At 68.5% G+C, this 19,051-nt stretch carries 17 protein-coding genes; 9 read left to right on the forward strand and 8 right to left on the reverse strand.

All coding sequences use genetic code 11. The annotated features are described in order from the left end of the window. Positions 1 to 23 precede the first annotated feature (23 nt). Entirely contained in the window at positions 24 to 1,067 is a 1,044-nt protein-coding gene (locus BDK89_RS11755; protein WP_133869121.1) for an LLM class F420-dependent oxidoreductase, read from the forward strand. A gap of 11 nt (positions 1,068 to 1,078) precedes the next feature. Here BDK89_RS11755 and BDK89_RS11760 read toward each other — a convergent pair whose 3' ends face one another. Together BDK89_RS11760 and BDK89_RS11765 are read right to left on the reverse strand one after the other, a co-directional pair. Further along, positions 1,079 to 1,732, reverse strand: a complete 654-nt coding sequence (locus tag BDK89_RS11760; protein WP_133869122.1) for a VOC family protein — start codon at positions 1,730 to 1,732, stop codon at positions 1,079 to 1,081. A gap of 47 nt (positions 1,733 to 1,779) precedes the next feature. Continuing rightward, on the reverse strand, positions 1,780 to 1,968 hold the full coding sequence (locus BDK89_RS11765; protein ID WP_133869123.1) for a hypothetical protein: 189 nt from the start codon (positions 1,966 to 1,968) through the stop codon (positions 1,780 to 1,782). 71 nt (positions 1,969 to 2,039) lie between these two features. On the opposite strand from BDK89_RS11765, the gene BDK89_RS11770 reads away from it, so the two are divergent. Beyond that, positions 2,040 to 3,353: an MFS transporter gene (locus BDK89_RS11770; RefSeq protein WP_166657541.1), complete on the forward strand. Its 1,314-nt coding sequence runs from the start codon at positions 2,040 to 2,042 to the stop codon at positions 3,351 to 3,353. 16 nt (positions 3,354 to 3,369) lie between these two features. Here BDK89_RS11770 and BDK89_RS11775 read toward each other — a convergent pair whose 3' ends face one another. Continuing rightward, entirely contained in the window at positions 3,370 to 4,659 is a 1,290-nt protein-coding gene (locus tag BDK89_RS11775; RefSeq protein ID WP_243839158.1) for a UDP-N-acetylmuramoyl-tripeptide--D-alanyl-D-alanine ligase, read from the reverse strand. A gap of 25 nt (positions 4,660 to 4,684) precedes the next feature. Between BDK89_RS11775 and BDK89_RS11780 the strand changes: the two genes are divergently transcribed. Beyond that, positions 4,685 to 5,767 (forward strand): D-alanine--D-alanine ligase family protein, encoded by a 1,083-nt coding sequence (locus tag BDK89_RS11780; protein WP_133869125.1) that lies wholly within the window; start codon positions 4,685 to 4,687, stop codon positions 5,765 to 5,767. A gap of 18 nt (positions 5,768 to 5,785) precedes the next feature. Here the strand turns inward: BDK89_RS11780 and BDK89_RS11785 are convergent, their stop codons facing one another. Then, on the reverse strand, positions 5,786 to 6,439 hold the full coding sequence (locus BDK89_RS11785; protein WP_133869126.1) for a DUF305 domain-containing protein: 654 nt from the start codon (positions 6,437 to 6,439) through the stop codon (positions 5,786 to 5,788). 90 nt (positions 6,440 to 6,529) lie between these two features. Then, positions 6,530 to 7,924 carry an LVIVD repeat-containing protein gene (locus BDK89_RS11790; RefSeq protein ID WP_133869127.1) on the reverse strand — a complete coding sequence of 465 codons (1,395 nt, stop codon included), beginning with the start codon at positions 7,922 to 7,924 and terminating at the stop codon, positions 6,530 to 6,532. Positions 7,925 to 8,132: 208 nt separating this feature from the next. Between BDK89_RS11790 and BDK89_RS11795 the strand changes: the two genes are divergently transcribed. Beyond that, positions 8,133 to 8,639: an L-2-amino-thiazoline-4-carboxylic acid hydrolase gene (locus BDK89_RS11795; RefSeq protein WP_133869128.1), complete on the forward strand. Its 507-nt coding sequence runs from the start codon at positions 8,133 to 8,135 to the stop codon at positions 8,637 to 8,639. After that, positions 8,636 to 9,010, forward strand: a complete 375-nt coding sequence (locus BDK89_RS11800; RefSeq protein WP_133869129.1) for a hypothetical protein — start codon at positions 8,636 to 8,638, stop codon at positions 9,008 to 9,010. The genes BDK89_RS11795 and BDK89_RS11800 overlap by 4 nt, the downstream gene beginning before the upstream one ends. Before the next feature lie 18 nt (positions 9,011 to 9,028). Here the strand turns inward: BDK89_RS11800 and BDK89_RS11805 are convergent, their stop codons facing one another. After that, positions 9,029 to 9,628 (reverse strand): TetR/AcrR family transcriptional regulator, encoded by a 600-nt coding sequence (locus BDK89_RS11805; protein ID WP_166657542.1) that lies wholly within the window; start codon positions 9,626 to 9,628, stop codon positions 9,029 to 9,031. A 96-nt stretch (positions 9,629 to 9,724) separates the two neighbouring features. Here BDK89_RS11805 and BDK89_RS11810 point away from each other — a divergent pair, with 96 nt between their 5' ends. The 4 genes from BDK89_RS11810 to BDK89_RS11825 are packed head-to-tail and all read left to right on the forward strand — an operon-like array spanning position 9,725 to position 15,903. Then, positions 9,725 to 12,109: an HAD-IB family hydrolase gene (locus BDK89_RS11810; protein ID WP_166657543.1), complete on the forward strand. Its 2,385-nt coding sequence runs from the start codon at positions 9,725 to 9,727 to the stop codon at positions 12,107 to 12,109. After that, positions 12,106 to 13,290, forward strand: coding sequence for a zinc-dependent alcohol dehydrogenase (locus BDK89_RS11815; RefSeq protein WP_133869132.1), 1,185 nt, complete (start codon positions 12,106 to 12,108; stop codon positions 13,288 to 13,290). The genes BDK89_RS11810 and BDK89_RS11815 overlap by 4 nt, the downstream gene beginning before the upstream one ends. A gap of 1 nt (position 13,291) precedes the next feature. Beyond that, positions 13,292 to 14,881: an NPN-dependent hydroxyacid isomerase, LarAH14/15/16 family gene (gene larAH, locus BDK89_RS11820; RefSeq protein WP_133869133.1), complete on the forward strand. Its 1,590-nt coding sequence runs from the start codon at positions 13,292 to 13,294 to the stop codon at positions 14,879 to 14,881. A gap of 17 nt (positions 14,882 to 14,898) precedes the next feature. After that, complete coding sequence (locus tag BDK89_RS11825; RefSeq protein WP_133869134.1) at positions 14,899 to 15,903, forward strand: lysophospholipid acyltransferase family protein; 1,005 nt, start codon at positions 14,899 to 14,901, stop codon at positions 15,901 to 15,903. An 891-nt stretch (positions 15,904 to 16,794) separates the two neighbouring features. On the opposite strand, the gene BDK89_RS11830 is transcribed toward BDK89_RS11825, so the two are convergent. Both BDK89_RS11830 and BDK89_RS11835 read right to left on the reverse strand, forming a co-directional pair. Next, positions 16,795 to 17,445, reverse strand: a complete 651-nt coding sequence (locus BDK89_RS11830) for a LysM peptidoglycan-binding domain-containing protein (RefSeq protein ID WP_133869135.1) — start codon at positions 17,443 to 17,445, stop codon at positions 16,795 to 16,797. 110 nt (positions 17,446 to 17,555) lie between these two features. Beyond that, complete coding sequence (locus tag BDK89_RS11835) at positions 17,556 to 19,007, reverse strand: glutamate synthase subunit beta (RefSeq protein ID WP_133869136.1); 1,452 nt, start codon at positions 19,005 to 19,007, stop codon at positions 17,556 to 17,558. Between the last annotated feature and the right edge of the window lie 44 nt (positions 19,008 to 19,051).

Below are 19,051 nucleotides of genomic sequence, written 5' to 3' on the forward strand. Positions count from 1 at the left end.
TCCAGCCTGCCACGCTGGGGGTCATGGCTGACCTCAAGTTGGGACTTTCCACCGGATACTGGTCGTCGGGACCGCCCGCCGGCGCCGCCGAGGCGGTGCTCGAGGCCGACCGGCTCGGCTTCGACTCGGTGTGGACCGCCGAGGCGTACGGATCGGACGCACTGACACCGCTCGCCTGGTGGGGGTCGCAGACCCAGAACATCCGGCTCGGCACGTCGATCGTGCAGATGTCGGCCCGTACCCCGGCGGCGACCGCGATGTCGGCGATGACGATCGACCACCTCTCCGGTGGCCGGTTCGTGCTCGGCCTCGGTGCCTCCGGGCCGCAGGTCGTGGAGGGCTGGTACGGCCAGCCGTACCCGCGCCCGCTCGAACGCACGCGTGAGTACGTGCAGATCATTCGCGACATCGTGCGTCGCGAGGCACCGGTCGAGTTCCACGGCAAGCACTACGACATGCCCTATGCGGGCGACGACGGGATGGGGATCGGCAAGGCGCTCAAGCCCACGGTCCACCCGTTCCGCCAGGAGATCCCGATCTGGCTCGGCGCCGAAGGACCGAAGAACGTGTCGCTCGCGGCCGAGGTCGGCGACGGCTGGCTGCCGCTGTTCTTCTCACCGAAGGAAGACGCCTGGTACCGCGAGCGGTTGCAGATCGGGTTCGACGCGAGCGGCGAGTCGGGCAAGGCCGATCGATTCGAGGTCGCGTCGATGCTGACGGTGATCCCCGGCGACGACGCCGAGGCCTGCGCCGACCTGATGCGGCCGTTCATCGCGCTCTACGCGGGTGGCATGGGCGCCAAGGGCGCCAACTTCCACTTCGACGTGTTCGACCGGATGGGTTGGGGCGGGGTCGCCACCGAGATCCAGGAGCTCTACCTGCAGGGTAAGAAGGACGAGGCGGCCGGCCTCATCCCGCTCGAGATGGTCGAGGACGTCGCCCTCGTCGGCCCGCCCGCCAAGATCAAGGACGAGATGGCCAAGTGGAAGGAGACATGTCTCACGACGGTCCTGCTCTCCGCCCGCGCCGACCAGTTGGAGATGCTCGCCGAGCTCATCAACGGCTGATGGAGGAATCGTCAGCGGTCTTGCCAGGTGCAGATGCAGGCTTCGTTGCCGTCGGCGTCGGCGAGGACCCACCAGGCCCGGGCGTGCTCGTCGCTCACCAGCGTGCCACCGGCGGCCAGGGCCTCGGCGACTCGCCGTTCGGCGACGTCGTGCGGGACGCTGATGTCGACATGAATGCGGTTGCGCTGCGTCCGCCCGTCACCCATCGGCTGGAACAAGATCGCCGGGCCGAAGCCGGCCGGATCGTCGACGAAGGCGGCCGGGTCGTCGGAGTAGCCGAGCACCGCCAACCAGAAGGGCCGGATGCGATCGGCGTCCTCGGTGTCGATCGTCCACTCGACGGCCTGCACCCGGAGCGGCCGCGCCTCGGCACCAGCGACCGCCGCCAGACCGGAGATCGTGCGGGCCAGGTCGACGTCGCGGTCGGTCACGCCGCCGGCGTCGTGCGACCACAGTTCGACTCGTACGGCGCCGGGCCACCGGAGGTGGAGAGCGGGATGATGATCGGCCGCCTCGGCGGCGGCGGCGATCTCGGCGAGCAACGCCGCGCCGCCGGGGAACGAGGTGGCGACGAACTCGGCACGGATGGCGCCGACGCCGTAGCGCCAGTCGCCGAGGGTCGCATCGGCGGCGATCTCGGCGGGCGGGACGAGCGTTGACGACATGGCGCCAGTTCAGCAGACGCGGCAGCTCGGTCGACGTGGCGGCGGGATCAATCGCAACAGCTGTCGCGCCAGCCACAGCCCGAGCACTTGAAGTGGGCGTGCTCGGGGAACAGATCGCTGCCGCACATCGGGCACTCGGGGTAGGTCCCGAGCACCGATCGGCATCCACCGGTGGTGTCGGACGCGGTCAGGACCGACGGGGCGACGTGCGGGGCGGGATCGTGCTGCTGTGACATGAGTCCTCCACGATCGCGCGTTTCCCGTCCGCCGGTCGCGGATGGTCCGCACTAGCTTGACTGACGGGTCAATGGGCGCTTCCACCTCCACCGAGGCCACACCTCGGCAACGTCACCGACCCGGCACCGCCCGGGCGGCGCTCGCCTACCCGGCGTTCCGCACCCTGTTCATCGGGACCGCACTGTCGAGCGTCGGCACCTGGATGCAGAACTTCACCCTGCCGGCCTACCTCGATTCGCGCACCGGTTCGGCAGGCCTCGTCGGCCTGATGGTCTTCGCGCAGCTCGGTCCGCTGCTGTTGTTGTCGATCCCGGCCGGCATGCTCGCCGACCGTGTGAACCGCACCCGTCTCGTGATCGCCATGCAGACCACGATGCTCGTGTTCTCGCTGGTGCTCGCCGGGCTCGTCGCGACCGACGCTCCCCTGTGGACGCTCTTCGCCGCTCAGCTCGCGATCGGCATCGCGAACACCGTCAACGCCCCGGCGTTCAGTGCGAGCATCCCGATGCTCGTCGACCGGGCCGACCTGCCCGGCGCCATCAGCCTCAACTCGGCGATGATCAACGGCAGCCGCATCCTGGGTCCGGCGTTCGCCGCCCTGCTGGCCGCGCTCGGCGTGTCGATCGCCCAACTGTTCCTGGTCAACTCGGCGACGTTCCTCTTCCTGATCGTGCCGCTGTTCTTCGTGGCGCTCCCGCAGGTGGCCGGCAAGTCGACGGCGAAGGGATGGAGACAGCTCCGCGCCGGCGTCGACATCGTGCGAGGCCGACGGGTGCTGTCCCGGGTGATCGGCACGATGTTCATGTTCTCGCTGGTGTGCCTGCCCTACGTCGGCCTGTTCCCCTCGGTCGCCCGGCTCAACTTCGACCTCGACCCGGAGGGCAACGGCTACCGGCTGCTCTACATCGTGTGGGGTCTGGGTGCGTTCTTCGGCGCCCTCGCCGTCGGCACCTGGCTGTCGCGCCGCGACACGCGGCGACTCATCCCGTTCGGACTCCTCCTGTTCGCCGTGTCGCTGGGCGTCTTCTCGCTCCTGTCGTCACTCGTGTTGGCGTTGCCCGTCGCGTTCGCGCTCGGCTTCGTGTACTTCATGACTGCGACGGCGCTGGCCTCGGTGATGCAGCGCAACCTGGCCGACAACGAACGGGCGATGGCGATGCCACTGTGGTTCATGGCATTCGGCGGCACCGTTCCGGTCGGCAACCTGATCGGCGGTCCGATCATGGACGCGGTCGGTGCCCGGTGGGTCCTCGGCTTCGGTGCCGCGTTCGCCCTGTTCCTCGCCTGGTGGGCCAACCTGGCCCGCCTGGACGAGGACGACTTCCTCCCGGTCGACGAGGGCGGCGAGCCCTTCGTCCCGGTCAACGCCAACCGCGCCTTCTGACCCGCTGGTCGCCTCGTCAGCCGAGGAGTTCGTCGACGAAGCGCTCGAGGGCGCCGGCTCGACTGGCTTTCACCAGGACCACGTCGCCGCTGCCGAGTTCGCCGAGCGCCGCAACCGGGTCGTCGGTCGGCTGGACGCCGTACAGGTCGGTGCCGGTGGCGATCACCTCGATGCCCCGAGCTCGTGCGTCGTCGGCGACCCGGGCATGACCGGCGGCCGGATCGTCGAGTTCGCCCATTGGGCCGAGGATCGCCATCCGCCGGGTCGCATCCATCGCCGCCACCGCGTCGAGCGCGGCCCGCATCGAGTCGGGGTTCGCGTTGTAGGCGTCGTTGATCACGACGGCGCCAGAGGTCAGGGTGTGCAGCTCCATGCGCATGCCCGACACGGTCGCGGCCGCGAGCGCAACGACTGCGGCGTCAATCGTCCCCTCCACCACACCTGCGACGGCGATCGCTGCGGCGGCGTTGCTCGCCATGTGGACACCGCTGGCGGCGAGTTCGACGCGACCGCTCCCCCACGGCGTCTCGATCGTGAACCTCGGCCGAGCGAGCGCGTCGAGTTCGAGTTCGATGATGCGCACGTCACCGGCGTCGACGCCGAACGTCACCACGTCGCCTGCGGCGGCAGCGGCCATCGCTGCGACCCGATGATCGTCGGCATTGAGCACCGCGACACCGTCGGCCGGCAACTGCTCGATCAGCTCTCGCTTGGCCCGAGCGACACCGTCGATCCCCCCGACCCGCTCGGTATGCGAGGCGGCGACCCGGGTCACGACACCGATCGTGGGGTGTGCGACATCGCACAGCCGGACGATCTCACCGAAGCCGCGCATGCCCATCTCGACCACCAGCGCCTCGACGCCGTCGGGTGCGCCGAGAATCGTGACCGGGAGGCCCTGCTCGTTGTTGAAGCTCCGCAGGTTCGCCGTCACCCGCCGGGTGGCGCCCAGCGCGGCAGCGATGAAGTCTTTCGTCGACGTCTTGCCGACACTGCCGGTCACGCCGATGACCGGGATGTCGAGCTGTCGGCGCGACCATGTCGCCAGCGCCATCAGCGCTGCTGCCGTGTCGTCGACACGAATCGCCGTGCCGCCACCGGGTTCGCGTTCGGTCAGATACGCCGCGGCACCGCCTGCGAGGGCGCCGTCGATGAACTCGTGACCGTCGCGCTCGGCGACGATCGGCACGAACAACTGGCCGGTGGCGACCGAGCGGGAGTCGAACGACGCGCCGTCGACGGCGACGTCCGGCCCGTGCAGGGTGCCGCCGACGGCAGAAGCGACCTGGGATGCCATGATCCGCATGGTTCCGAACGGTACCGTCGTGGGGGTGAGCAACGAGCGCATCAACCTCGTGGTGTTGTTCGGCGGCCAGTCGGCCGAGCACGACGTGAGCTGCACCACCGCGGCGCACGTGCTCGCGGCGGCCGACCCCGACAAGTACCGCATCACCCCCGTCGGCATCTCCACCGACGGCCAATGGGCGGTCGCCACGGAGGCAGCGGACGCATTGCGTTCCGGCCCCGCTGCGCTCCCGAGTCGACTCGACCCACGCGGCGACACCCTGTCGCCCACGACGATGCTCGGCGAGGCGGCCGAACGCCCGGAGCGCACCGTCGTGCTTCCCCTCCTCCATGGCCCGATGGGCGAGGACGGCACCGTGCAGGGCATGCTCGAACTCGCGAACGTCGCCTACGTCGGTGCCGGCGTCCTCGGCTCGGCCGTGGCGATGGACAAGGCGATGGCCAAGCAGGTCCTCACCGCCGCAGGGATCGCGCAGGCCCGCTACCGCGCCTTCGCCGAGCATCAGATCACCCCGGCGTTGCCGGCCGAACTGGCGGCCGACCTCGGACTCCCCTGCTTCGTGAAACCGGCGAACATGGGCTCGTCCGTCGGTGTCACCAAGGCCAAGACGGTCGAGGAGCTGCGCGACGCGATCGACTACGCGCTCACGTACGACGAGTGGATCGTCGTCGAGGAAGGCATCGTCGGCCGTGAGATCGAGATCGCCGTGATCGGCAACGACGATCCGTTCGTGTCGGTGCCGGGTGAGATCCTCCCGGGCGACGAGTTCTACAGCTACGACGACAAGTACGTGAACGACGCATCGTCGGGTGTGATCCCGGCGCCGCTCACCCCGGACCAGACGGCCGACGTGCAACGCCAGGCGCTGGCCGTGTTCCGGGCACTGCGCTGCGAGGGACTCGCCCGGTGCGACTTCTTCCTCGAGGAGTCGGGTCCGGCGCGCGGCTTCCTCTGCAATGAGGTCAACACGATGCCCGGCTTCACGCCGATCTCGATGTTCCCCAAGATGCTGATCGCGAGCGGTATGCCGTATCCCGAGATCATCGACCGGCTCGTCGAACTCGCGCTCGAGCGCCACGGCCGTCGCCGCCGCAATACCAAGCACTGAGGCGGCGACGACCCGACGTCACCCGAGTTCGGCGAGCATCGCCTCCATCTGATCGATCTGGACTCCCTGCGCCGACAGCATGTCGGTCGCCCAGAACTCGAGCGTGGTGTCGCTGCCGTCGATCAGCACCTCTGTGAGCATGGCCAGCGCGCCCTCGTGATGTCCGATCATCAACTCGAGGTAGAGCCGATCGAAGGCGACGCCGGACGACGCCGCGAGCTCGTCCATCTCGTCGGGCGAGGCCATGCCCATCTGCTCGACCATCATCGGCATCGAGAGCATCATCTCGTAGGACGACTCGGCGTCGGTGACCACCAAGCTGTTCCACGTCTGCCAGTTCTGCATCATGCCGATCTCGACGTCTTGCTCGACTCCGATCCGATCGGCGAGCGCAGCAACCGACTCGTCGGCTGCCCGCTCGGGTGCGAGGTCGCCCATCACCGTTGCCTGGAAGTGGTGCGGGATCATCATGGCGACGAAGTCGATGTCGGCGCCGTTGTACGTGGCCACAGGAGGCGACGCAACCGTGGTCGTCGTCGCCGGTGGGTCCTTGGGCTTCTTCCCGCCGCCCTTTCCGGACGGCGGACCTGCGCTGGCGACGGCGGCAACGGCAAGTGCACCCACAGCGACCGTGATCGCCGAAACGCGGCGGAACTTCTTGTCGAACTTCATGGTTCTCCTCAGTGACTGCGAAACGTGTTCGCGCTGGACCGATGGGGTGCCGGCGGTCCGTCCGACTCGGACCGAACCGCCGGCACCGGCTCAGTCCTTCAGCGCGTACTGCGTTTGCGCGTTGAAGTAGTCCTGCTTCACCCGGTTGGCGCTGCTGACGCCCTGTGTACCGGTCAGCTTGAGCACGTCGAGACCGAGCGTGATGTCGCTCGAGTAGATGTACCCGTTGTACCAGTAGGCGGACCAGCTCCCGCCGAGCGCCGGCGGGTCGATCGCTCCGCGGTCGAACCAGGCGATCTCGTACGGATTGGCGGGATCGGTGAAGTCCATCACCAGCACGCCACCCTGGTACCACGACTGGACCATGAGATCGCGACCGTCGGCGGGGATGATCGACCCGTTGTGGGCCACACAGTTCTCGGTGTTCGCCTGGTGGCGGGGGATCTTGAAGTAGCTCTGGAACTCGAGCGTGCGGTCGTCACCCTCTCCGTTGATCGTGAAGATCGCATTGGCCCCGCGTTCGGGACCGACGGCCTCGTTGCACGTCGCGCCACCACCGCCGCCGAGCTCGTCGGTGAAGACGACCTTGGAGGCGTCATTGCTGAACGTCGCCGAGTGCCAGAAGGCGAAGTTCGCGTCCTCGACACTCGTGATGACATACGGGTTCACCGGATCGGAGATGTCCATCAACACGCCCTGCCCCATGCACGCCCCTGCGGCGAGGTCGAGCTCGGGATACACGGTGATGTCGTGACAACCCGCCGTTCGGACTGCACCGCCGTCGGGGAACAGCACCGCCTTGTTGACGACCGATGCCGACGCAGGATCGGCAATGGGCACCTCGACGATCGAGATCGCGTCGTGCGGAGGCTGACAATTGGGGAACGACGACCTCGGTCCGTAGGAGGAGATGTAGAGATAGACGATGTCGTCGGTGTCACCCGGCACGAGCGTGTGGGTGTGTGATCCGCAGTCGGTCCGCACGTTGCCGACGTATGCCGGGTTCGAGAGGTCGCTGATGTCGAAGATCCGCATGCCCTCCCAACCGTCGGGGTTCGCCGCCGACGTTCCGCTGCTCTCGCACGACGGGTCCGTCTGTGGCGAGTCGACCGACATGAACACGAGCGAACCATCCGGGCTGACCGATGGGTCGCCCTGGCCGCCCGGGCAGGCGATCTGCGCAACCAACTCCGTCTTCTGGGGATGCCTGATGTCGTAGAAGTTCAGACCGCCGTAGCTGCCCTGGATCGCCAGATCGCCGTGGAACGCGAGATCCGAATGGAACGTGCCGTCGTTCACCCCCTGACGTGGAATGTTGAGCACCAGGTCGAGATTCTGCGTGCTCGCCGTCTCGCCTGGCGCCAGCGGCACGTCGGCTTGCGCCGAGGTCGGCGCGCCGTAGCCGACCTGGCTGAGCACCAGTGCTCCGGTGAGTGTTGCGATCGCGGCGGCGCGCCGCGATCGACGGTGGGTGGAACCGATCATCACGTAACCCTTCCCTGTCGTGAAGCGTGCAGATTTTCCCGTCACCGCGTCCGTGCACGTCCGGTCGAGGCGAGCACCATCATTGCCACTTTGCGTGTCCGGGCGACCTCAATTCGCGTCATGATCCGGTGCCGACTCGTCAAACTCGAGCCCCGAGGTGGGTGATGAGCTCACGGTCGACCAGCCACGGGAGGCGTATGGTTGCGGCATGACGAGCGAGCCACCGATCGATCGGCTCAACGAGGTCGGCGTCCTCAATCGGCGGGAGATCGAGGCGCGGATCGTCGCGCCGCTGCTGGAGCGGCTCTCGGAGCGGTTCGGGCCCGAGGTGTACGACACGGCCCGCGACGTCATCGTCGACGTGGCGCGCGAGCAGGGTGCCGCGCTGGCCGATCTGGTCGGTGACGACTCGCTACCCGGATTCGCGTCGGCACTCGGCGCCTGGTCGGCCGACGGGGCACTCGAGACCGAGATGCGCGAGCTGTCCGACGAGGTGTTCGCGTTCGACGTGGTGCGTTGCCGCTACGCCGAGATGTACCGGGCGCTCGGACTCGCCGATCTAGGGGCGACGATGTCGTGCAATCGCGACGGGTCGCTGATCGAGGGCTTCAACCCCGACGTCGTGTTCACCCGCACCCAGACCATCATGGGCGGCGCCGACCACTGCGACTTCCGATTCGAGCTGCCAGCCACACCGGTCGAGATCCGGTCATGACGTTCCGCTCGCTCGTGCTCGCGACCGTTCTGGTCGGCGGCGTGCTGGCCGGTTGCGGCGGCGACGACCGGCCGTCCGACGCGGCGTGGAGCGTGATCTGGGACGGCGAGCGCGGGCTGGTTCCCACCGAGGCCGAGCTGACGGCCGGCGGGCGCGACCTGTGCGACGAGCTGGTCGGGCTGTACCGAGAGCGCTTCGACGACCTCATGCCGACGCCGTCGGAGGGCCTTGACGACGCGGTCGACGCGTGGACCGAGCAGGCCGAACAGATCGCGTTCGAGTGCCCGACCGATCCCGAGATCCTGGCGGCCGAGTACGAGGCGCTGCGTCGCCTCGAAGCCGAGATCGACGCCGGCCTCGCCGCCGGCTGAGCCGCTCGCCGTCGACGGTCAGGTCGTAGGCGACAGGGCCGCCCGCAGGAACGACCGCAGCTCGTCACGGAGACGGCGGAGGTCGGGCAGACTCGGCTTCCACCCGACCGCCCTGAGCACCTCCGGCTCGGTCGCGATGCCGGTGACCGTGGCGTAGGCGAGGCCGGCAACCAACCCGGGATCGCCCTGGCGCAGGCGACCCTTGTCCATCTCGAGGCGCAGGTAGTCCACCCCACGATCGACCAGCGGCTGCACGTGCTGACGGAGCCGGTCGGCGCGAGCATCGGGCAAGCGGCTCACCTCGCGGACGAGACCGAGCAACGCCGGTCGGCGGACGGCCGGACGGAAGACCGCCTCGATCACGGCGTCGATCCGGTCGAGCGGGTCGTCGTCGGCCGACCGGATGGCCGCCTCGATCGACACGTGCAGCTCGGCGGCGACCGCCTCGAGCACGGCGTCGACCAGCTCGTCTTTCGAGGGGAACCAGTACAGGACCGTCTGCTTGCGGATGCCGACCGATCGTGCGATCTCGTCGAGCGACACGGCGTCGACGCCGCGGCTGCCGAACAGGTCGATCGCGGCGTCGAGGATGCGCTGTCGGGTCGGTGTCGTCGTCATGATCGTTCGGGAACGCGAGTCGGCCGCCACGTTCGGTTTCGTGTTCGGCGGCGAGACCATTGAAGAACTCTCTACCAAGTGGTAGACAGTCCCATTGTGATCGCCGAATCGCTCGCTGGCAAGCGCATCGCCATCACCGGCTCGACCGGGTTCGTCGGAACGGCGCTCGTCGAGCGCCTGCTCCGCAGTGTTCCCGACTGTGAGCTGGTCCTGCTCGTTCGTGACGGCAAGCGCACCAAGGCCGCCAAGCGCGTCGAGAAGGAGCTGCTCCGCAACGACGCCTTCGACCGACTGCGCGAGCAGTACAACGGGCCCGACTCGACCGAGTCGTTCACCGACATGACCGCACGCCGGATCACCACGATCACCGGCGACGTGTCGAGCGACGGTCTCGGCCTGGACGACGACGACCGCCGCACGTTTTCGACCGCCGACGTGGTCATCCACTCGGCGGCGACGGTCTCGTTCGACTCACCACTCGACCGGGCGGTCGAGATCAACCTGCTCGGCCCGGTTCGCATCGCCCAGTTGTGTCACGACCTCGGCGTGACGCCGCACCTCGTCGCCGTCAGCACCTGCTACGTCGCCGGCAACCGTCGCGGCAAGGCCCCCGAGGTGCTCGTCAGCGACGGACCGTTCGACATCGGGCTGTCGTGGAAGGCCGAGGTCGACGCCGCCCGTCGCCTCCGCAGCGACAACGACGCGCTGAGCCGCCAGCCCGACCAACTCGCCCGCTTCCGCAAGGAAGCACGCACGGAGCTCGGCGCCGCCGGCGCCCCGGCGCTCGCCGCCAAGACCGAACAGCTCCGCGAACGCTGGGTGCGCGACCAGCTGGTCGAGGCCGGACGGTCGCGCGCCGCCAGCGTCGGCTGGCCCGACGCCTACGCATTCACCAAGGCGCTCGGCGAGCAGGCGCTCACCGACACGGTTGCGAGTCACGGCGGCGACGTGCCGGTGTCGATCGTCCGCCCCTCGATCATCGAGTCGGCGTGGGCCGAACCGCATCCCGGCTGGATCCGCGGCTTCCGCATGGCCGAGCCCGTCATCTTGTCGTACGCCAAGGGGCTGCTCAGCCAGTTCCCCGGTGTTCCCGAGGGCACGATCGACGTGATCCCGGTCGACATCGTGGTGAGCGCCATCATCGCCGTCGCCGCCGTCGGACCCGAGGCCGCTCCGCCGATCACCCAGGTCGCGTCGGGCGGCATCAACCCGCTCACCTATCGCATGCTGATCGACTACGTGAGCACGTGGTTCGGCGAGCATCCGTTGTACGACCCGAAGGGCCAGCCGATCGTGCTGCCCGAGTGGCGATTCCCCGGACGCGGCAAGGTCGAAGGCGAACTCCGTCGCGCCAACCGGGTGCTCGGATGGAGCGAGAAGACCCTGCAGGCACTGCCGCTGCGCGGCAAGCAGGCCGAACTCGCCGCCACGATCGAGACCCGCCGCGCCGAGGTCGAGGCAGCGACGCAGTACGTCGAACTGTACGGCCTCTACACCGAGTGCGAGGCGATCTACCAGGTCGACAACCTGCTGGCCGTCGACCGGATGCTCGACGACGTCGACCACGAGGTCTTCCAGCTCGATCCGCGCATCGTCGACTGGGAGCACTACGCCACCAACATCCACCTGCCGGCGATCGTGCAGCACGCACGTGTGAAGACGACGCCCGGCAAGTCGCGCTCGACCGACCGCATGGTCCGGCTCCGCAAGCAGGTGCTCGACCCCAAGCGGCACGTCGCCGCGTTCGACCTCGAGAACACCCTGATCGCCTCGAACGTCGTCGAGAGCTACTCGTTCCTCGCGACGCGCCGTCTGAACACGCCCGAGCGGGTTCGCTACGTGTTGCGCACGTTGTCGGAGGCACCCGGGCTGCTGCGGATGGACCGCCGCGACCGCACCGACTTCCTGCGCCACTTCTACCGCCGGTACGAGGACGCTCCGATCGAGCAGATCGAACTCGACGTGCAGGCGATGATGCACGAACTGATCCTCACCAAGAGCTTCCCCGAGGGCATGCGGCGCGTACGCGAGCACCGAGCCGCCGGCCACCGCACGGTGCTGATCACCGGAGCGCTCGAGTTCAACGTGGCGCCGCTCAAGCCCCTGTTCGACGAGATCATCGCCGCCGAGATGACCACGACCGACGACGGCCGCTACACCGGCGAGATGAAGTCGGTCCCGCCCACCGGCGAGACACGAGCCCAGCTGCTCGAGGACTACTGCGCCGCCGAAGGGTTCCGTCTCGACGAGTGCGTGGCGTACGCCGACTCGTCGTCCGACCTGCCCCTGTTCGAGGCCGTCGGCTTCCCCGTCGCCGTCAACCCCGAGACCCGGCTCGCCACCATCGCCCGCAAGCGCGGCTGGCTCGTCGAGCACTGGTCGAAGGCCGATGGCGCACCCAAGCCGCTGCTGCCGATCGGGCCGATGCTGAACGACCGTGAACGTCGCCGCCGGTTCGTGTCGAGCGGAGGCGGACGATGAAGGCGCTCCAGATCCGGCGTTCGGCCGGCAAGTTCGGCCTGGCCCGCGTCGCGTCCGCTGTCGCGCCCGCCACGTCGGCTCGTATCGGGCCGCTCGAGTACCGCACGATCGACGATCCCGAGTGCCCCGGCGACGGATGGCACCGGGTGCAGACCCGCCTGGCGGGCATCTGCGGCTCCGACCTGTCACTGGTCGAAGGGCACGCCTCCACCTACTTCGACGACTACGTCAGCTTTCCGTTCGTGCCCGGCCACGAGGTGGTCGGCGAACTCGACGACGGCACTCGTGTGGCGATCGAACCGGTGCTCGGCCATGAGGCCCGAGGGTTCGCGCCCCCGTTCGAGGGCGCCTCACCCGGCGACGGTGACGACTACGCACACCTGGCGACGGGCCGGCTCGAGCCCGGTATCCAGACCGGCTTCTGCTGCTCCACGGGCGGGGGCTGGGCACCGTGGTTCTGGGCACACGAGACGCAGCTGCACCGCCTCGACGACGCCATGCCCGACGAGCGCGCCGTCCTCATCGAGCCGATCGCCGGTGGCGTGCACGCTGCGCTGCTCGCCGCCCCCACCATCGCCGACGTCGCCGACCCGATCGTGGCCGTGCTCGGCGCCGGCACGATGGGGCTCGCCGCGATCGCCGGACTCAAGCGGTATCTGCCGAACGCCCACGTGATCGTCGGCGCCCGGTACCCGCACCAGATCGCACTCGCCACGGCGCTCGGCGCCGACGAGGTGGTGCAGGCGAGCAAGCTCGACCGGGCGGTCCGCCGCGCGGCCGGCTGCCACATCATCGGCGGCGTGCTCAGCTCCGGTGCCCATGTCACGATCGACGCCGTGGGCAACAGCGGTTCGATCACCGACGCACTCCGCATCACCCGGCCGCGCGGTCGGGTCGTGCTGCTCGGCATGCCGGCCGAGGTGCGCGTCGACCTCACCGGGCTCTGGCACCGTGAGACCGAACTCAAGGGCGCCTACACCTACGGCACCGAGACGCTGCCCGATGGCAGCACGGCTCGCACGTTCGATCTCGCGATCGACACCGCGAACCACTACGAGGCCGAACGACTGCTGTCGGCCACCTACCGGCTCGACGACCACGTCGATGCCCTGGCCCACGCCGCCGAAGCCGGCCGCCGTGGCGCCGTGAAGATCGCCTTCGACCTCCGAGGAGACACCTGACATGCCCCGTCCTGGATTCGTGCTCGACGTCGACAAGTCGACGCCGCCGGTGCTGTTCTGGCGCGGCGAGGGGTTCAGCCTCGAGAAGCTGCCCGCCGACCGCAGCCGCATCATCTATCCCGCCGAGCCCCTCCCCGGTCTCGACGACCCCGACGGCCACATCCGCGATGCGCTGCTGAACCCGCACGACATGGAGCCGCTGCCGGCCCTGCTGCGTCCCGACATGAAGCTGACGATCTGCTTCGACGACGCCAGCCTGTCGCTGCCGAAGATGCGCCGCCCCGACATCCGCCAGCGGATCATCGAGGCCGTTCTCGACCACGCCGCCGAGGCGGGCGTCGACGACATCCACATCATCGCTGCGCTCGGCCTGCACCGCCGGATGCACGACTACGAGCTCCGCCACGTGCTCGGCGACCGCATCTTCGACGCGTTCCACCCACGTGGCCTGCTGTACCAGCACGACGCCGAAGATCCCGACAACCTGGCGGTGCTCGGTGAGACCGACCACGGCGAGGTGCTCGAGATCAACAAGCGGGTCGCCGACAGCGACCTCGTCGTCTACGCCAACGTGAACCAGGTGGCGATGGACGGCGGGTGGAAGTCGATCACCACCGGCTTCGCCTCGTACCGCTGCCTCGCCAACCACCACACGCCGACCCACCTCCAGGAGACCAAGAGCCTGATGGGTCACCGCGACCACTCGGCGCTCCACAAGAGCATCTGGCGGCTCGGCAAGGTGCTGCGCGACAACGGTCCGAAGATCTTCCAGGTCGAGACGTCGATCAACACCAACGCCTTCCCCGACACCTTCGGCTTCCTCAGCAAGCGCGAGTGGGAGTGGACGGCGAAGGACCGGGCGCTCTACCTCGCGACCGAGAAGTCGCTGAAGCGCATGCCCAACCGGGCCAAGCGCAAGATCTTCCACTCGATCGAGGCGCCGTACGAGATGACGAGCGTGCAGGCCGGCTACACGCCGAGCGTGCACGAGATCACGCTCGAACACGTCTACGAGCAGCATCTCGTGCCGGTCGAGGGCCAGACCGACATCCTCACGATGGGCATCCCGTTCATCTGCCCGTACAACCCCGAGGGCATCATGAACCCGATCCTCGTGATGTGCATGGGGCTCGGCTACATGTTCAACATGTACCGCAACAAGCCGCTGGTCCGTGAGGGCGGTGTGATCATCATGACGCACCCGACGTACCGCGAGTTCAACCCGGTGCACCACCCGAGCTACATCGACTTCTTCGACGAGGTGCTCGCCGACACCACCGACCCGGTCGTCATGGCCGAGAAGTACGAGAAGAAGTACGCCGAGGACGAGTGGTACAAGCACCTGTACCGCACCGGCAACGCCTACCACGGCGTGCACCCGTTCTACGCCTGGTACTGGGGCGCACATGGACAGCAGTGGGCCGGCAAGGTCATCATCGTCGGCGGCGACGCCCCGACCGTGCGCCGCCTCGGCTTCACGCCGGCGAGCACGATGGACGACGCCTACGAGATCGCCACCGATGTCGTCGGCCGCTCCCCCAGCATCTCCCACCTCCACGTCCCCGGCGTTCTGGTCGCCGACGTCCAGTGATCGGGCGCTGATCCGTCGTGGAACTGCCGAAGCGATACCTCCGAGCCGGGCAACGGTTCGCCGGACGGGCCGAGAACGCCGCCCGCAAGGCCGCAATGCCGTTGCGGTCGTACGGGTTCCCGTACCGCGCCCCGAACGTGCCGAAAGGCGTCGAGGTGCCCGAGGAGCCGTCGAAGCTGGGCGCCGACTACGACACCGAGTGGGCGCGGCGTCCGTTGGCACGCGCGGCGCGCGGCGTGATCACCGAAGGGCCGTTGCGGCTCCTCATCGGTGGCGTCGCGATGCCGGACATCACCGGCCTCGACCGCCTCGACTCGTTGAGCAAACTCGAGGAGCCACCGCCGGTCATCTTCGCCCCGAACCATCACAGCCACCTCGACACCGGGCTGATGATCAGCGCGATCCCCCGCTGCTGGCGTCGTGAACTCGTCGTGGCGGCAGCGGCCGACTACTTCTTCGACTCGCACTGGAAGGCCGCCATGTCGGCGCTCGCGCTGAATGCGATCCCGATCGACCGCGAGGTCACGAGCCGCAAGTCGAGCGACATGTTCCGCGACCTGATCGCCGACGGCCACAGCCTGCTGATCTACCCCGAGGGCGGGCGTTCCCCCGACGGCTGGGGTCAGGAGTTCAAGGGCGGCGCCGCGTACCTGTCGGCCCGCACCGGTGCGCCGGTCGTGCCGGTGTTCATCGACGGGACGGGCGCGATCTACGGCAAGGGCATGAAGCGCCCGAAGCCGGGGCGCACCAAGGTCGTGTTCGGCGCCCCGCTCCGACAGGCCGACGACGAGAACACGCGTCGCTTCAACAGCCGGATCGAGGCAGCGGTGACGCGTCTCGGCGACGAGGCACTGACCGACTACTGGACCGCCACCAAGCGGGCCGCGCAGGGCACGAACCCGGCGCTCACGGGCCCGGAGTACAACGGCTGGCGCCGCCAGTGGGAACTGGGCGAACGCCGCAAGCTCGGCGCCGCCGGCCTCCGCCGCCGCCAGAAGCGAGTCTGGCCCGACCTCGGCTGACCCCGGGTCACCGTTGCGACCAACGGTCTCGGCGGCTGTAGTCCGACATCCCGAACCCAGGCCGCCGAGAAACCCGGCTCCTGAGCCAACGCACCGTTCTCGCGGGCTGCCGTCCGGTATCCCGGACCCAGCTCACCGAGAACCGGGGGCATGAGGCCCGGTGACCCCCCGTCGCCTCACCGCACCCGAACGCCTCGAAGCAACGACCAGCACCTCCGCCACCTCACGACGACCCGAGACCGCATTCCCGCACCAGCCCGATCTCGGCGGAAGCCGTTGCGCAAACCGCAACGAACGCCCCGAGAACCCTTGCTCCCGGCCCGGCGCACCGATCTCGGCGGCTCTCTTCCGACATCTCGGACTCAGATCACCGAGAACCCGCCGGCGACCGAACTCGCTGCTTCCGAGCACACACCCTGCCAACCCACCATCCAGCACCACCGAGCACTCGACCACCCACGATCTCGGCGGCTCTCGTCCGACATCTCGGACTCAGATCACCGAGAACCCGCCGGCGACCGAACTCGCTGCTTCCGAGCACACACCCTGCCAACCCACCATCCAGCACCACCGAGCACTCGACCCACCGATCTCGGCGGCTCTCGTCCGACATCCCGGACTCACATCGCGAGAACCCCGGATCCCGGCCCAGCGCACCGTTCTCGGCGGCTCTCGTCCGACATCTCGGACTCACATCACCGAGAACCCCGGCACCCGCCTCAACGCTCAGTTCTCGGGGGCTCTCGTCCGGTATGCCGGACTCAGATCACCGAGAACGGCAGGGTTGCGAACCGGGGCGCCAGAATGCTTGCCCCTCCAGGTGGTCGGCGGCTGCTCGCCGGAACTCGAGCACTCGAACATCGTGCACTGACGAGCTCGCGCGATCAGTGGTCAGCAGCTGCCTTCGGGCGGGATGTTGAGGGTGCTGCCGACGAGGAAGGTGTTCCAGACCGGGTTGTTCAGGTTCGCGTTGCTCAACTGGTCGACGGTGATGTCGTACTGGTTGGCGACGCGGGTCGGGTTGTCCCCGGCCACGATGGTGTGCGAGCAGCCGGTGCCCGTCGCTTCGTCGGTGTCTCCCGAGTCGGCGGTCTCGCTCGAGCCGGAGTCGGTCGACGAGTCGGTCGACCCGCCCGACGACGGCGTTTCGCTCGCACCCGGCGCCGCCGAGCCCGGCGGGATGAGGATGGTGTCGCCCGGCAGCAGCACGTGGTTGATGCCGTCGGTCCAGCCGTTGTAGGCGACGATGGCGTCCATCGTGACGTCGAAGCGGCCGGCGATCGCCGACAGGCTGTCGCCCGACTGGATCGTGTACGACTGCTCATTCGGCACGGTGCCACCCGCCGGCGTCTCACCGGGGGCGATCGTCGTGGTGGTGGTCGTCGTCGCCGGAGCCTTCAGGGCGTAGCTCGTGGTCGGCACGTAGTTGAGCGTGTCGCCAGAGCTGGCGGCCTCGCCGTCGGACGAACCGCATCCCGAGAGCAGCGCCATGGAGGCGACACCGATCGTGAGCGCGAACGTCGCGCGAGGACTGGATTTCATGACCGACAGCGTACGGGGTTCGACCCCCTGAGTGGTGGCACCCTCAGGTACTGCTCAGCCCGGCGTGCCACGGGTCACGCAGACCCGCGACACGCCGTGCCGAGCACCGGTCACATGAGTGGACGGTCGGTCGGTGCGATCGGCGCCGGGAGTCGGGTGTCGCCCATCAGGTAGCGGTCGACGCCGGCTGCGGCCGAGCGGCCCTCGGCGATCGCCCAGACGATCAGGCTCTGGCCACGGCCCATGTCGCCGGCGGTGAACACGCCGGGCACGTTGGTCATGAAGTCGGCGTCGCGGACCACGTTCGAGCGGCCGTCGCGCTCGACGCCGAGCTCGTCGAGCCACGGGAACGACTCGGTGCCGGTGAAGCCCATCGCCAGGAACACGTAGTCGGCGGGGATCTCGACGTCGGTGCCTTCGACCTTCTCGAACTTGCCGTCGACCATCTGGACCTCGTGCAGGGCGAGCGCCTTCACGTTGCCGTTGCCGTCGTCGACGAAGCGCTCGGTGTTGACCGAATACATCCGCTCGCCGCCCTCGTCGTGGGCCGACGTGACCTTGTACGTGAACGCGAACTGCGGCCAGGGGTTCGTCCCCGCCCGCTCTTCGGGTGGCCGAGGCATGATCTCGAGCTGGGTGACCGAGGCGGCACCCTGACGGTGCGCGGTGCCGAGACAGTCGGCGCCGGTGTCGCCACCGCCGATGATCACGACGTGCTTGCCGTTGACGTCGATCGGCGACGACTCGATGTCGCCGAGCTGCACGCGGTTGGCGAACGGCAGGTACTCCATCGCCTGGTAGATGTTGTTCAGCTCTCGACCCGGCACCGGCAGGTCGCGCCACTGGGTGGCGCCGCAGGCCAGAACGATCGCGTCGTACGATGCCTGCAAGACCGAGATGTCGACGTTCTCGCCGACGACCGCGTTGGTGCGGAACTCGGTGCCCTCGGCTTCCATCTGGTCGAGACGGCGGTCGATGTGACGCTTCTCCATCTTGAACTCGGGGATGCCGTAGCGGAGCAGACCACCGATGCGGTCGGCACGCTCGAGCACGACGGTGTCGTGTCCGGCCCGGGTGAGTTGCTGTGCAGCGGCGAGCCCGGCTGGGCCCGAACCGATGACGGCGACCCGCTTGCCGGTCTTCACCGACGGGATCTGCGGGGCGACCCATCCCTGGTCGAAGGCGTAGTCGATGATCTCGACCTCGACCTGCTTGATCGCCACCGGCGGCTGGTTGATGCCGAGCACGCACGCCGACTCGCACGGAGCCGGGCACAAGCGGCCCGTGAACTCCGGGAAGTTGTTGGTGGCGTGCAGGCGGTCGATCGCGTCACGCCAGTGGTCGCGGTAGACGAGATCGTTCCAGTCGGGAATCAGGTTGCCGAGCGGGCAACCGTTGTTGCAGAACGGGATGCCGCAGTCCATGCAGCGACCCGCCTGGGTCTGCACCTTCTCGACGGGGAACTCCTCGTAGACCTCGCGCCAGTCCTTCAATCGCACCGGCACGGGGCGGTACTGCGGGGTCTCACGTTCCCACTGCAGGAATCCGGTCGTCTCACCCATCGTTCGTCTCCTCGCTCCTCGTCACTCGTGTCACTCGAATCATC

This window comes from Ilumatobacter fluminis, assembly GCF_004364865.1.
Taxonomy (GTDB): domain Bacteria; phylum Actinomycetota; class Acidimicrobiia; order Acidimicrobiales; family Ilumatobacteraceae; genus Ilumatobacter; species Ilumatobacter fluminis.

Bases quoted from the DNA above. Each gene is read 5' to 3' on its own strand.
- BDK89_RS11790 (WP_133869127.1), bottom strand. From the start codon at position 7,924: ATGATCGGTTCCACCCACCGTCGATCGCGGCGCGCCGCCGCGATCGCA.
- BDK89_RS11775 (WP_243839158.1), bottom strand. From the start codon at position 4,659: ATGCGGATCATGGCATCCCAGGTCGCTTCTGCCGTCGGCGGCACCCTG.
- BDK89_RS11760 (WP_133869122.1), bottom strand. From the start codon at position 1,732: ATGTCGTCAACGCTCGTCCCGCCCGCCGAGATCGCCGCCGATGCGACC.
- BDK89_RS11765 (WP_133869123.1), bottom strand. From the start codon at position 1,968: ATGTCACAGCAGCACGATCCCGCCCCGCACGTCGCCCCGTCGGTCCTG.
- BDK89_RS11835 (WP_133869136.1), bottom strand. From the start codon at position 19,007: ATGGGTGAGACGACCGGATTCCTGCAGTGGGAACGTGAGACCCCGCAG.
- BDK89_RS11800 (WP_133869129.1), top strand. From the start codon at position 8,636: ATGACGTTCCGCTCGCTCGTGCTCGCGACCGTTCTGGTCGGCGGCGTG.
- BDK89_RS11755 (WP_133869121.1), top strand. From the start codon at position 24: ATGGCTGACCTCAAGTTGGGACTTTCCACCGGATACTGGTCGTCGGGA.
- BDK89_RS11815 (WP_133869132.1), top strand. From the start codon at position 12,106: ATGAAGGCGCTCCAGATCCGGCGTTCGGCCGGCAAGTTCGGCCTGGCC.
- larAH (WP_133869133.1), top strand. From the start codon at position 13,292: ATGCCCCGTCCTGGATTCGTGCTCGACGTCGACAAGTCGACGCCGCCG.
- BDK89_RS11770 (WP_166657541.1), top strand. From the start codon at position 2,040: ATGGGCGCTTCCACCTCCACCGAGGCCACACCTCGGCAACGTCACCGA.
- BDK89_RS11795 (WP_133869128.1), top strand. From the start codon at position 8,133: ATGACGAGCGAGCCACCGATCGATCGGCTCAACGAGGTCGGCGTCCTC.
- BDK89_RS11785 (WP_133869126.1), bottom strand. From the start codon at position 6,439: ATGAAGTTCGACAAGAAGTTCCGCCGCGTTTCGGCGATCACGGTCGCT.
- BDK89_RS11805 (WP_166657542.1), bottom strand. From the start codon at position 9,628: ATGACGACGACACCGACCCGACAGCGCATCCTCGACGCCGCGATCGAC.
- BDK89_RS11830 (WP_133869135.1), bottom strand. From the start codon at position 17,445: ATGAAATCCAGTCCTCGCGCGACGTTCGCGCTCACGATCGGTGTCGCC.